We start from the raw sequence: 11,714 nt of genomic DNA, 5'->3' as shown, positions 1-11,714 counted from the left end.
AGGAGGTAGAGCGTGGGGAACTTGTTGCCCGGCCAGGTGATTACGCCGTTCCGGTCCCGGGGTTACCAGGCCGATGTCGCGTCGGTGTCGTTCACCGCCAGCACCACCAGCAGCGTGACGGTGACCTTCCCGACGCCGTTCTCGGCTGCGCCGCGCGTGCTGTGCCAGGTGGTCAGTTCCGCAGCGTCGGCCGCCCGGTCGTCGGCGGTGGTCACCTCGGTCAGCACCACGGCGATGACGGTGCGGGTCGACCTGGTGTCGTCGGCGACGGTCACCGTGCAGCTCCACTGGCAGGCGATCGAGCCGTGACGAGAGACGGGAGAGCATGACCATGGCGTCGTGGAGGCTGGCGCGCAGCCTGGAGACCTTGACCGCCGAGATCCGGGCCCTGCACCCGGGGACCACGGTGTGGACGATCGGGGACGCCGCCCACCGGGGACGGCCCTCCGACCACAACCCCAACGGGCAGAACGTGGTGTGCGCGATCGACGTGCTCGGCGACAAGGGTCTCCGGCTCGCCGACTTTGCCGCCGACCTGGTGGCCGCGCCGCGCCACCCGGCGCTCAAGTACGTGATCTTCAACCGGCGGATCTGGAGCGTGGCCAGGGCCAGTGAGGGATGGCGGCCGTACACCGGCTCCAACCCCCACACGACGCACGTGCACATCAGCGTCGGCACCGGCCCGGACGGCAAGTCCGGCGGGCCATACGACAACACCAGCTCGTGGGGAATCGGAGGAGACATGACCGGATTGGTCAAGGGCATCCAGGAGTCGCTCAAGAGCGCGGGCTTCGACCCGGGACCGATCGACGACCGGTGGGGCCCGCGTACGCAGTCGGCGTTCACGGCCGCGATGAAGGCGGGCGGTGCGCGCGGCCCGGCGGGCCCTGCCGGTCCGGCCGGCGCCCGGGGCCCCGCCGGTCCCGCCGGTCCGCCCGGCACCCTGCCCGCCCGCCTGACCATCACCGGCGAGGTCACCGCCACCGGGGCAGCACCGTGACCGACCCGCTCGGCCCCGTGATGATCACCTCGCGGGACATCTACGACGCCCTGATCCGGCTCACCGCCTCGGTGGACCGGATCGCCAGCCAGACCGAGGGACACGGCGAGGACATCCGCGACCACGAGACCCGCTTGCGGGCCGTGGAAGAGGTCCGGCCGTCACCCCGCATCAAGGACTTGGAGGACAGGGTCCGGGCGGTGGAGGCCCGTCTGTGGCCGTTGCCGGCCGCCGCCGTCCTGCTGTCCATGACCGCCCTGGCCCTGGCCCTGCTGCCGAAGATCACGAACTGAAGGGACGCACTGTGAAGACGTACGCGAAGGCGATCACCGGCGCGGCCGTGGCGGGGCTGACCGCCCTGGGCACCGCGCTGACCGACGGGCAGGTCACCCCGGCCGAGTGGGTGGGCGTGGCCATCGCCACGCTGGGCGCGCTCGGCGCGATCTGGGCTGTGCCCAACGCGCCGGCCGAGCAGGCCCGGTGAGCAACCCTCGCCCGACGCCGCCGCCCGCGCCGAGCCCGGTCCGGACCACCAGGCCGACCGGGCCGGCCGGGCCCCGACCCCCGGCACCACCGCGGCGGTAGTGACGGCAGGAAGGGGAGCGATTCGCTCCCCTTACGGCATCCGAGCAGGTCAAGGCCAATGTGCGATGCCAGGGTGAACGATCCGTTCACCCTGGGCAGCACCCGTCAGCAGGAGTGACGGGTGACCTGCGGCAGACGCAGGTCATCAAGGGTGTCCAGACTGTGTACGCCCCGACGACCACGGTGGTGAGCACCTCGGTTGCCCTCATCAGCAGTGAGGGCAGCGGACAGTTGTTGCCGTGACGGCCACGACTGGCCCGGTAAACCACTGGTGTCACGCCAGTGGTTGCCGAGGGGGTGTCTTGTAGGCACCCCCTCGGTCACCGCTGTTACGGCAGGAACTGATCAGGTGTGGGGCAGAGCCCCACGACTGGCGTTGAGAGTGACAGGCCGTCACTCTCAACCGTGGGCACCGTGCCCACGGTTGCCAGGTCCCCCGAGGACCCCGCAAGCAGCGGCAGAGTGACGGCCTGTACCTCTGTTACGGCAGTGCAGGTCCCTTGACGTACGTGCCGCGCTGCGGGACCACGAACAGCACGCCCTGGTCGACGAGGACAGCGATGGACCGGCGCACCGTGGCCCGGGCCACCCCGTACTCCTGCACCAGGTGAGCCTCCGACGGGATCGCCCGGTTCGGCTGCCAGTCCCCGCGCCCGACCCGCGCGGCCAGGATGCCGGCCAACTGCCGGTAGGGCGGCACCGGCCCGGCGTGGTCGATGCTGCCGTCCGGGTCGAAGTCCATGCCTCCGACGCTAGAAGTCTCGGCATGAACCAACTCAACCTTCTACGTACCTAGACGTAGGTGAACCAGAATCGGTACGGTGCGGCTACGCGCTGTGCCGGACACGGTGACCCGAACCCGGGCCGGCGCGGCGCGTCCACAACCCGGAAGGTCACCCCTCATGGTCGACGAACACGGCCCGACGCCGGACGCACCGGCCGTCATGCGGACCCTCGCCCGGATCGCCGGCATCGGCCGGCACCTGCCCGACCGGCCGAGCTGGCGGTGCGCGGCGCCCGACTGCCCGGACCCGTGGCCGTGCCCGCACGCCCGGGTGAAGCTGACCGCCGACGCGTGCGGGGACCGGATCCTGTTGTCGATCACGATGGCCGAGGTGCTCAACGTCGCGGTCGCGGACCTGATCGACGTGCCGGGTGATCACGACCTGTTCCGCCGGCTGCTCGCCTGGACGCGGTGACTCCGTCAGGGTGACGGAGTCGAGCGGAGGGCCGCCGGGTGTGTGCCCGGCGGCCCTGCTCGCTACCGGGGCTGGCCCAGCTCCCGGCCGATCAGCGACACCACCGCGGCGGCCATCTCGGCCGCCGAGGACAGGTCCAGCAACAGCAGGTCGTCCGGTTCGGACGTCACCGGCTCATCCGGCTCGACCAGGTTGCTCCAGTGCGACACCGACACCATCGGCGCCCGGTACCCGGTCGACTCCAGGCGGACGACGGTCCGGCCGGTCGGGGTGAGGACCTGCACCGGCGTCGACAGGTGCTCGGAGGCGTACCGCTCGTGGTCGACGCGCACGCACCAGGGCGGGCACAGGGCCCGGTCAACCGCTTCCGTCACGGAGGTGGTTGCCGGCCCGGGGCCGGTCACGCGCCGCGCCCCTCGCCCTGATCCCCGTCGCCCGGGGTCCACCCGGCCGGGCCCTCGGCGATCCGCCGCAGCGCCCGCTCCGTCTCGGCGACCAGTTCCTCGGCCGCATCGGCCGGCACCTCGCCCCGGAAGACCCGGGCCGCCTCGACCAGGCCGGCGGCGATGCTCTCCGCCTCGTCCGGCCCGTACGCGTCCCGGGCCTCGACGACGATCTCCGCCGGGCCGTGCTCGCCGCCGGCCAGGTCGTCGCAGGACACGATCTCGACCCGGGCGACGCGCTCCCCGTCCCGGTCGACCGTGGCCACCCGGCGCACGTGCAGCCGCATCCCCGCCCGGACGTCGCCCGGGGCGTCGTGGTCGGTGGTGCACCACAGCGGGCACACCAGCGGCGCCGGACGGCCGACGGTGACCGGCCCGGACCACCATCCGGCTTCCTCGGCCGCCCGGTCGGCAGCCACCCCGGCCACCTCGGCCACGTCCAGCAGGTCATCCGCCGGGGTGTCATCAGTAGTGACACCCTCCGGGAACACGCCGATCTCCCGGGCGAACGCCTCCAGGGCTTCCTTCACCTGCTCCCCGGTCAGGGTGGGGTCGCGGAAGATGTCGGCCATCCGACGCACCAACTCCGGGTCGGCCGCCCGCAGCGCCGCCAACATCTCGCTGTCGCTGTCCCCGTCGTCGTCGAGCCGGCGGAGCCGGGTGAACAGCCCGGGGTCGGACGCCTCGCCAGCGAGCGCCTTCCCGCCGACCCACGCGGCCAGCTCGACGAAGTCCTGCGGGGTCGCGTCCTCACGGAGCACGAAGTCCTGCGCCAGGGCCTCGTACAGGTCCCGCTCCGCCCACCGGCGGCCCATCGACTCGCCGGCCTTCATCGCGATGTCGGCGGTGGCGTCGAGCTGGTCGGCCGTGTACCGCTGGCGGCGGGGCAGGCTGGACATGGACCGGTTGCCGGGCCGGCGGTTCCACTGCTCCCACCGCTTCGCGCGGGGGTGGCGGGCGCTCACCGGGTGCCGCCCAGGTTCGCGGACCACGCCGTGTACATGGCGAGGGCGTCGGCGACGTCCGGGGCGAGGGGCCCGGCCGCCGCCGCGTCGATCAGGGACCGCCCGATGTAGCCGAGGGCGACGGTCGGGCTGTTGCCGTACCGGGCGAGGAACGCCCGGTTGCTGGCCACCCGATCGGGGTCGGGCGCGGTGAACGGTACGGTGCTCATGGGTCGACCTCCTGGGGTCGATCAAGGGCCCGGCCGGTGTTGGAGTCACCGCGTCCGGGTCCGCCTACGTTTGCGGGGTCAGGGTCCGCATCTGGTCCGCAGGAAGTCCGCAGACACCCAACGCTGACCAACTGATGGAGGGCTGTTCGCCGAGGTCAAGCGCGGCTATCAACGGCAGCCAACATGCGCAAACGTGTGAAGAGAGTTCGCGATGTACTTCGACTGCTGAGCAGTCCGTCGTACCGGTGAGAAGGCCCCCAGGACGTCCTGGGGGCCTTCTCGCGTCCCCGGCCGGGCGCGGTGAACCCTACAGCGGCCCCAGGACCTCGCGCGGTTCCGCTTCCAGGGCGAGGGTGTCGAGCACCGACAGGAGCTGACGTTCCTCGTACCGGAAATGGCTTTCCATGATGGCGGCGATCCCCTCCAGGTGCCGGTCGATCTCCACCGGTGTCGCGGCCCGTTCCACGGCAGCCTGCAGGCCGGAGAGGAGATGCGCGATCATCGAGTGGTCCTGCTTCAGGTACCGCAGGGTGTCGCGTAGTTCCGGGTGCGCCGCCGCGATCGCGGGGAACAGGTGGTGGTCCTCACCCTCGTGGTGCCCGGCCAGCGCGGCACAGAACCCGTGACAGAACAGCAGCAGATCGCGGGTGGCCGGCTCGGCCCCCGCGCCGCCGTGCACCGCGTCGCGGGTGACCTGTAGGGCGTCGCGCAGTCGTCCGTGGACGGCGCGCATCTCCTGACTCCAGGCGATCAGCCTGGTCCGCTCGCCCTCAGACACACGAGGGCGAAGGGAACGACGTCGTCATCGTCGTGCTCCTTCGTGATCCGGCGCCTCCATGCCTGGCACAGCCTGCCACCGGCACGCGACGCTCCCGTCACTCTAGCCGGCATCGACCGCGGGCAGGTCCCCCGGCCCGCCCCGCCGACCCCGCCGACTTCGCACAGTCGCGCTACTCCCCTCGGCCAGGGCGCAAGATCGACCCACTCGCCGATCGGTGGCCTGGCTACTGGCCAGAGCCCCCAGAGCGCTGGCGGTCTTCCGCCGCGACACGCCGGGAAAGCGTCGGAAAACCGCCAGCGTTCAGCCACGACCGACAGATTCGCTGACGTTATACCTTCGTCAGCGGTATATTCTCGGCATGGCCACCATCCAGGAACCGACCTTCCTGATCCTCACCGCCCTGGCCCGGGAGCCGATGCACGGCTACGGCATCATCGGCGAGGTCGCCGCCCTCTCCGAGGGGCGGCTCGCCCTGCGCCCCGGCACCCTCTACGGCGCGCTGGACCGGCTCACCGACGCCGGCCTGATCGACGCCGACCGCGAGGAGGTGGTCGACGGCCGGTTGCGCCGCTACTACCGGCTCACCGACACCGGTCACGCCACGCTGGACGCCGAGACCGAGCGGCTGCGCCGCAACGTCGAGGTCGCCCGCAGCCGGCTACGCGACCGGGCCGCCGCTCCACCCCCACACCGGGCCGGCGGTGCCACCCGCCCCGGCACCCTGCGCGCCGCCGGAGGGTTGGCATGACCGACCTGGAACGCCGCTACCGGTGGCTGCTGCGCGCGTACCCGGCCGACTACCGCCGTGAACGCGGCGCGGAACTCGTCGGCACGTACCTCGACCTGGCCGGACCGGGCCGACGCTGGCCCTCCCCGGCGGACGCCACGGACCTGCTGCGCGGCGGCGTCCGCCAGCGGCTGCGGGCCGCCGGAGCCGACGACCTGACCCCCGGGGTACGCCTCGCGGCAGCCCTCGCGCTGCTCACCGCGACCACCCTCGCCGGGATCTGGGCCGTCGGCGAGCTGCGCGCGCCGACCGTGTTCGGTGTGCCCGGATTCGGGCCGTTCGTCTCGCTCGGGGTCGTCGTCTGGGCCGGTTGGCTGCTCGCCGCGCTCGTGCTGGCCGTCGCGCCCGGCCGGGCCGCGCGGCTCACGATCGGCGGCGCGCTGCTGCTCACCGTCGCCGTGGTACCGGTCGCCGCCGCGACCGGCCTGCCCCGCCCGCCGCTGCTGGTGCTGGTCCCGCAGGCGGCCCTGGGCGCGCTGGCGCTCGCGCTGCCGACCCGCCCGGCACCCCTGGCCCGGTACGCTCCGCTGGCCGGCGCGGCGCTCGCCGCCGCCACCATGCAGAGCATGATGGGGGCCGGGAGGTACTGGGGCTACTACGGCTGGACGGCCGAGGCGGTGCTGCCGCCCGCCGGCGGGCTGCTGCTCGCGGTGACCGTGCTGCTCGGGGTGGGGCTGGCCATGCGGCAGGACCACCGGGGCGGCTGGGCCCTCCTGGTGCTGCTCACCCCGATCGGCCTGCTGACCGTCCACCTGCTGGCCGGCGCGGTCGACGGGCTGGCCGGCGCGCCGCGTCCCACCTACCCCACCCTGGTCGGCTCCTCCGTGGTGGTCGCCCTGGCCGGCCCGCTCCTGCTGCCCCTCGCGGTGGCCGCCCGGCGACGCCTCGCCCCACCATCCTGGTTCCGCTCGACCCTCCAGCCCGGCTCGACCCTCCAATTCGGCCCGACGTCCCAGCCCGGCCCAACCTCCCAGTCCGCCCCGACGTCCCAGTCCGACTCGCGCTGCCCCACCTGCGGCAGGCCGGACTGACCGGCCGGTCCACGCCCCGCCGGCCGGAGTCCCCGTCGGGCGGTCCGCGCGCCGCGTCGGGCGGGGCGAGTGTGAGAGGGGAACCCTTCTATACCGTAGGCGTTAAGAAGGGGCCCTTCCTTGCACTCGCCCGGCGGGCTGCCCAGATCGCTGCGACCAGCACCAACCCCGTCATCGCGAGGGCGCCGGGGGCCTTGGCGAACCGGGCCAGCGAGGTGCCGTCCGGCAGGGTCAGGAAGCTGGCCAGCGCGCACGGCAGCACGAACCAGGTGGTCCGGGTCGTCACCACCGCGAGCACCAGCAGGGGCCAGGTGGCGTACCAGGGGTAGAAGACGGGGGCCAGGACGACCGTGGCGGCCAGCGCCAGGCCCGCCCCGAGCAGCGAGACCCGGACCCGGGCGGCGGTCAGCCGGTGCACCCGTTGCCGGGCCCCGCTCAGCCGCCGCACCGACCGCCACGACCACCACCAGAGGCCGGCCAGGAAGCCGGCGAGCAGCAGCACCGCCACGAACCGGGTCACCGGTACCGCCCCGGGCCGCCGGCCGGTCAGCTCCAGGGCGTAGTCGAGCACGAAGCCGACTGCGGTGGGCGGGGAGGTCCACTGCTCGGAGTCGCCGGTACGGGCCAGGGCGGCCACCCAGCCGAGGCCGAGCCCGGACAGCAGCGAGGTCGCGGCCAGCGCGGCGAGTACCCCGCCGGCCAGCCAGCCGGCGTCGCGCAGCAGCGCGCGTACCGTGTAGCGGCCGAGCACGGCGGCGAGCGCGGCGAACGGGAGCACCACCAGCGCGGTCGCCTTCACCGCCACGGCCAGCCCGAGCAACACCCCGGCGACCAGCAGGGGGCGGGGCTTGCCGGGACTGCGGACCAGCACCAGCAGGCCGAGCAGCAGTAGCCCCACCAGCAGCGCGTCGTTGTGCGCGCCGGCCACCAGGTGCACCCCGACCAGCGGGCTGGCCAGCGCCAGCCAGGCCGCCCGGCGGGTGGGCACCCCGGCGGCCCGGGCCAGGCCGGGCAGGCAGAGCGCGGCCAGCAGCACCCCGACCAGGGCGACCAGCCGCAGCAACAGCACCGTGCCGGTCAGGCCGCCGCCGAGGGTGGCCGCCAGCGCGGCGAGGAGCAGGAAGAACGGCCCGTACGGGGCGGGGGTGTCCCGCCACAGCGGGGAGACCGCCTCGGTCCACGGGCAGCCGGCCTCGGCGACCCCGGTGGCGTACGGGTCGCCGCCGTCGGCGTACACCCAGCCCTGGCAGGCGTACGAGTAGACGTCCCGGCTGCCCAGCGGGGCGCTGACCAGCAGCGGCAGCAGCCACAGCCCGGCGGTCAGGTACGCCCACCGGGTCGACGGCGCGCCCCGGCGCAGCGCCCACCACGCCCCGGTCATCAGCAGCGTGCCGACCAGCCAGCCGGCGAGCACCGGCACCCCGTCCCAGCGGTTCGCCGGGACGTCCGGCAGCGCCCCGCCGGACCAGCCGGTCACGGTCAGCAGCACCGCCCCGGCGAACCCGGCCCACCGGACGACCCGGGCCGCCACCGGCCCGGCGTACGTCAGCGGCCCGGCGTGCGCGGTCACCCGGTTCGTCCCGCGCGGTCGGCCGCGCGGAGCCGGTCCTCGGCCCGGAACGACCGTACCAACGCGACCGCGCCGAGGATCAGCAACAGCGTCATCAGGGGCGCCCCGGGGATCTTGGTGTACCGGGCCAGCCCCACCCCGTCGGGCAGGATCAGGAAGATGCTGACCAGCGCCACCAGGGCGGCCCAGGTCGACCGGACGGTGGTCGCCGCGATCACGGCGAGTGGCCAGGTCCAGTACCACGGGTGCACCACCGAGGCGAGCGCCACCGTGACGGCCAGCGCCAGCCCGGCGTAGCGCAGCGGGTCCTGGTGCCAGGCCCGGAACCACATCCACACCAGCGTGCCGGCGAGCACGACCACTCCGACGGCACGCGCCGCCGGGATGGCGTCGATCCCGCTTCCGAAGAGTTGGGCCACCGAGTTGACCGTCTGCCCCACGGCGGTCGGCGGGGAGGTCCAGGCGACGGCCGCGCCGCCGGTGGTGAGCCCGCCGACCCAGCCGAAGTCCAGCCCGCCGCCGAAGGTGATGCCGACCATCGTGGCGACGGCTCCGGCGAGCACCCAGCCGCCGTGGCGGATCACCGACCGGAGGGTGACCGGGCCGACGACCGCCGCGAGGACGGCGAACGGCACCACCACCACGGCGGTGACCTTCACCGCCACCGCGAGGCCGAGCAGCGCGCCGCCGCCCAGCAGCGGCCAGCGCCGCCCCGGCCGGCTGGCCACCACCGCCAGGCCACCGACCAGGGGAGCGATCATCAACGAGTCGTTGTGTGGTCCGCCGACCAGGTGGACGGCGACCAGCGGGCAGGCCAGCGCCAGCCAGAGCGCCCGACCGACGGGTACGCCGCAGCGCCGGGCCAGCGGCGGCACGGCGTACGCGGTGGCCACCACGCCGAGCAGGCAGATCACCCGGAACGCCACGATGCTGGCCGTCAGCGAGTCGGTGATCCCGACCACCGCCCCGGCCATCAGCACGAACAGCGGCCCGTACGGTGCCGGGGTGTCCCGCCAGATCGGGGAGACGGTGTCCAGCCAGGGGCAGGGCAGCGTCGAGACGCCCTGCTCGTACGGGCTGATCCCGTTGATGAAGCTCGCCCCCTGGCAGGCGTACGCGTACACGTCGCGGCTGCCGAAGGGTGGGGCCACCAGCATCGGCAGCAGCCACAGCCCGGCGGTGACCAGCACCCAGCGCGGGTGCGGGTCCCGGTTGCGCAGGGACCACCAGGCCCAGGCCAGCAGGCTTGTACCGACCAGCCAGGCGGCGAGCACCACCGGCCCGTGCCGGCTCTGCCAGATGGCCACCGGTGAGCTGCGCAGCGGTGACGACGGCAGGGCGCCGCCGAGGTACGCCGAGACGGCGAGCAGGACGGACCCGGCGAAGCCGGCCCAGCGGACGAGGTGGTGAGGCACGTCCGCCATGCTGCCAGCCCGGTCCGGGCGACGCAGCGGCGGCGTCACCGCCACGCCCCGGGCCGGCGGGTCGGTCAGCAGCGCCCGGCAGGCCGGTCAGTGGTACCCGGCGGAGCGGTCAGCAGTGCCCGGCGGGGCGCAGCGAACTGCCCAGCCGGTACTCCCCGGCGGCGGTGACCCGGACGGTGACCGTCCCCTCGTCGCCGGCCGTCACGCAGCCCTGCGGGCCGGTCAGGGTGAGCCACCGGGACCAGCGCACCCGGACGGTCACCTCGCCGGGAGCGGGGACGCTGAACCGCACCGCCGCCTGGTCGGCGGCGACCAGCCGGGCGGGCGCGGCGACCAGCGGTGTGGGGTCCGTGACGACGTACAGCCGCCAGGTGTCGTCCCGCCACACCTCACGCAGGTACGGCAGCCCGGCCTCGATGAGCGCCGCCTCGGCCCGGCCCCACCGGTCCGGCGGGCTGTCCGGGGCGAGCGCCACGTGGCTGACCGCCTCCCGGCGCAGCCAGTCGGCGTACCGGTCGGCGGTGAGCGTGCCCTCGTAGAACAGCGCGTTGCGGGCGGTGTCGACCTGCCGCTCCCAGCCCCGGGCGAGCGGGACCTCCGGCGGCACGTACGCCGACTCCCAGTGGTCGCGCAGCGGCACCACCTCGACCCGGCCGACCGGCTGCCGGCGGGCCAGTTCCTCGACCAGCGGCCGGTAGAAGGCGGCGGTGGACGCCGCCGAGCCGGCCCGGCCCAGGTCGTCGAGCATCACCGGGGGCTGCCACCAGACCAGGGCGGCCAGCAGTCCGGCCAGGGCGGCGCGGGGCAGCGCGGCGAACGCGGCGACCAGCGGGACGGCGAAGAGCATCGACAGCCGCAGCGCGTTGGAGCCGATCGGGCTGGGCAGGTAGTACGCGCCGACCAGCAGCAGCGCGGTGAGCACGGCACCGACGCGCAGCGCCCGACGGCGGCGGGGCAGCACGAGGAAGGTCACCGCCGCCAGCGCCACGTTGATCTTCATGGACTCCGGCGAGTACGGCTGGGTGCCGCCGTTGCCGAACAGCAGCGCCATCGGGACCAGCGCGAGGGCGGGCGCCAGGCAGAGCACCAGGCTCTCGCCCACCGGCCGGTCGACCCACCAGCCGCCCGGCAGCCGCCGGCCCGGCCCGCCCTGCTCCCGGCGCAGCCCCGCCAGCAGCAGCGCGCCCCCGGCGAGCCCGGTGAACAGCCCGGCGACCGGGCTGGCCCAGGTGGCGGCGGCGGCCAGCAGCGCCGCCAGGGCCAGCCGGAACTCCCGACCCGGACGGTCCAGCGAGACCGCGCAGAGCGCCAGCAGACCGAGGGTCAGCCCGACGGCGAAGGTCACCCGGCCGCTGACCAGGTTGCCGACCAGGACCACCGCGCCCAGGACCCCGCCGAGCAGCGACCGGCGGGCCCGGTGCCGCACCAGCAGCCAGCCGAACGCCGCCGCGCCGCCGATCGCGGCGAGCACCCCGAGCAGGGGTACGCCGACCCGGGCGCCCAGCCAGGCGGTGAAGAGGCTGTAGCCGTGCTGGTGCACCCCGCCGTACCAGCCCAGGTCGACCGGGGTGAGGCCGTACCGCTCGACGAACCCGGCCCGCGCCTCCTGGGCGGCCAGGTCGGTGCCCATCGGCGGGGCGAGCAGGAACGCCACCCCGAGCAGCACCGCCGCCGCGACCGCCGCGCCCACGGTGAGCGCCCCCGGGGTGAGGAAGGGGCC

Annotated in this window: 15 protein-coding genes; 7 read left to right on the top strand and 8 right to left on the bottom strand. The window is 74.5% G+C overall.

Translation table 11 applies throughout. The features are described 5' to 3' along the window. Positions 1-12: 12 nt before the first annotated feature. From AWW66_RS36395 to AWW66_RS10920, 4 genes are read left to right on the top strand one after another with little or no spacing between them, the layout of a single operon-like run. Positions 13-309, top strand: coding sequence for a gp53-like domain-containing protein (locus AWW66_RS36395; protein WP_083978395.1), 297 nt, complete (start codon positions 13-15; stop codon positions 307-309). 22 nt (positions 310-331) lie between these two features. Beyond that, a complete protein-coding gene (locus AWW66_RS10930) occupies positions 332-1,000 on the top strand; it encodes a peptidoglycan-binding domain-containing protein (RefSeq protein ID WP_157527367.1) in 669 nt (222 codons plus the stop codon). Further along, positions 997-1,293 carry a hypothetical protein gene (locus tag AWW66_RS10925; protein WP_067363693.1) on the top strand — a complete coding sequence of 99 codons (297 nt, stop codon included), beginning with the start codon at positions 997-999 and terminating at the stop codon, positions 1,291-1,293. Before AWW66_RS10930 ends, AWW66_RS10925 begins: the two co-directional genes overlap by 4 nt. A gap of 11 nt (positions 1,294-1,304) precedes the next feature. Further along, positions 1,305-1,484: a hypothetical protein gene (locus AWW66_RS10920; protein ID WP_067363690.1), complete on the top strand. Its 180-nt coding sequence runs from the start codon at positions 1,305-1,307 to the stop codon at positions 1,482-1,484. 582 nt (positions 1,485-2,066) lie between these two features. Here AWW66_RS10920 and AWW66_RS10915 read toward each other — a convergent pair. After that, complete coding sequence (locus AWW66_RS10915) at positions 2,067-2,327, bottom strand: GntR family transcriptional regulator (protein ID WP_067363687.1); 261 nt, start codon at positions 2,325-2,327, stop codon at positions 2,067-2,069. Positions 2,328-2,487: 160 nt separating this feature from the next. On the opposite strand from AWW66_RS10915, the gene AWW66_RS10910 reads away from it, so the two are divergent. After that, complete coding sequence (locus AWW66_RS10910; protein WP_083978394.1) at positions 2,488-2,784, top strand: hypothetical protein; 297 nt, start codon at positions 2,488-2,490, stop codon at positions 2,782-2,784. A gap of 62 nt (positions 2,785-2,846) precedes the next feature. Here AWW66_RS10910 and AWW66_RS10905 read toward each other — a convergent pair whose 3' ends face one another. The 4 genes from AWW66_RS10905 to AWW66_RS10890 all read right to left on the bottom strand — a co-directional run bounded on the left by AWW66_RS10905 (position 2,847) and on the right by AWW66_RS10890 (position 5,179). Then, entirely contained in the window at positions 2,847-3,158 is a 312-nt protein-coding gene (locus tag AWW66_RS10905) for a hypothetical protein (RefSeq protein ID WP_157527365.1), read from the bottom strand. A gap of 26 nt (positions 3,159-3,184) precedes the next feature. Further along, complete coding sequence (locus AWW66_RS10900; protein WP_067363681.1) at positions 3,185-4,192, bottom strand: DUF6907 domain-containing protein; 1,008 nt, start codon at positions 4,190-4,192, stop codon at positions 3,185-3,187. After that, on the bottom strand, positions 4,189-4,401 hold the full coding sequence (locus tag AWW66_RS10895) for a hypothetical protein (protein WP_067363678.1): 213 nt from the start codon (positions 4,399-4,401) through the stop codon (positions 4,189-4,191). The genes AWW66_RS10900 and AWW66_RS10895 overlap by 4 nt, the downstream gene beginning before the upstream one ends. 307 nt (positions 4,402-4,708) lie before the next feature. Beyond that, a complete protein-coding gene (locus AWW66_RS10890) occupies positions 4,709-5,179 on the bottom strand; it encodes a hemerythrin domain-containing protein (RefSeq protein ID WP_067363676.1) in 471 nt (156 codons plus the stop codon). A gap of 361 nt (positions 5,180-5,540) precedes the next feature. On the opposite strand from AWW66_RS10890, the gene AWW66_RS10885 reads away from it, so the two are divergent. Together AWW66_RS10885 and AWW66_RS10880 are read left to right on the top strand one after the other, a co-directional pair. Next, the gene (locus AWW66_RS10885) at positions 5,541-5,930 is read left to right on the top strand and encodes a PadR family transcriptional regulator (protein ID WP_067363673.1); all 390 of its coding nucleotides are present in this window, start codon (positions 5,541-5,543) and stop codon (positions 5,928-5,930) included. Further along, positions 5,927-7,000: a hypothetical protein gene (locus AWW66_RS10880; RefSeq protein ID WP_067363671.1), complete on the top strand. Its 1,074-nt coding sequence runs from the start codon at positions 5,927-5,929 to the stop codon at positions 6,998-7,000. Before AWW66_RS10885 ends, AWW66_RS10880 begins: the two co-directional genes overlap by 4 nt. An 88-nt stretch (positions 7,001-7,088) precedes the next feature. Here the strand turns inward: AWW66_RS10880 and mptB (AWW66_RS10875) are convergent, their stop codons facing one another. From mptB (AWW66_RS10875) to AWW66_RS10865, 3 genes are all read right to left on the bottom strand, one after another. After that, positions 7,089-8,570 (bottom strand): polyprenol phosphomannose-dependent alpha 1,6 mannosyltransferase MptB, encoded by a 1,482-nt coding sequence (mptB, locus tag AWW66_RS10875; protein WP_067363668.1) that lies wholly within the window; start codon positions 8,568-8,570, stop codon positions 7,089-7,091. Then, complete coding sequence (mptB, locus tag AWW66_RS10870) at positions 8,567-9,994, bottom strand: polyprenol phosphomannose-dependent alpha 1,6 mannosyltransferase MptB (RefSeq protein WP_067363764.1); 1,428 nt, start codon at positions 9,992-9,994, stop codon at positions 8,567-8,569. Before mptB (AWW66_RS10870) ends, mptB (AWW66_RS10875) begins: the two co-directional genes overlap by 4 nt. Positions 9,995-10,103: 109 nt before the next feature. Continuing rightward, positions 10,104-11,684 carry a hypothetical protein gene (locus AWW66_RS10865; protein ID WP_067363665.1) on the bottom strand — a complete coding sequence of 527 codons (1,581 nt, stop codon included), beginning with the start codon at positions 11,682-11,684 and terminating at the stop codon, positions 10,104-10,106. Between the last annotated feature and the right edge of the window lie 30 nt (positions 11,685-11,714).

This window comes from Micromonospora rosaria (genome assembly GCF_001567585.1).
Lineage (GTDB): Bacteria > Actinomycetota > Actinomycetes > Mycobacteriales > Micromonosporaceae > Micromonospora > Micromonospora rosaria.
The sequence above is the reverse complement of the archived record's forward strand: the minus strand, read 5'-3'. Positions and strand labels throughout refer to the sequence as shown.

Bases quoted from the DNA above. Each gene is read 5' to 3' on its own strand.
- AWW66_RS10930 (WP_157527367.1), top strand. From the start codon at position 332: ATGGCGTCGTGGAGGCTGGCGCGCAGCCTGGAGACCTTGACCGCCGAG.
- AWW66_RS10915 (WP_067363687.1), bottom strand. From the start codon at position 2,327: ATGGACTTCGACCCGGACGGCAGCATCGACCACGCCGGGCCGGTGCCG.
- AWW66_RS10910 (WP_083978394.1), top strand. From the start codon at position 2,488: ATGGTCGACGAACACGGCCCGACGCCGGACGCACCGGCCGTCATGCGG.
- AWW66_RS10895 (WP_067363678.1), bottom strand. From the start codon at position 4,401: ATGAGCACCGTACCGTTCACCGCGCCCGACCCCGATCGGGTGGCCAGC.
- AWW66_RS10885 (WP_067363673.1), top strand. From the start codon at position 5,541: ATGGCCACCATCCAGGAACCGACCTTCCTGATCCTCACCGCCCTGGCC.
- AWW66_RS10880 (WP_067363671.1), top strand. From the start codon at position 5,927: ATGACCGACCTGGAACGCCGCTACCGGTGGCTGCTGCGCGCGTACCCG.
- mptB (WP_067363764.1), bottom strand. From the start codon at position 9,994: ATGGCGGACGTGCCTCACCACCTCGTCCGCTGGGCCGGCTTCGCCGGG.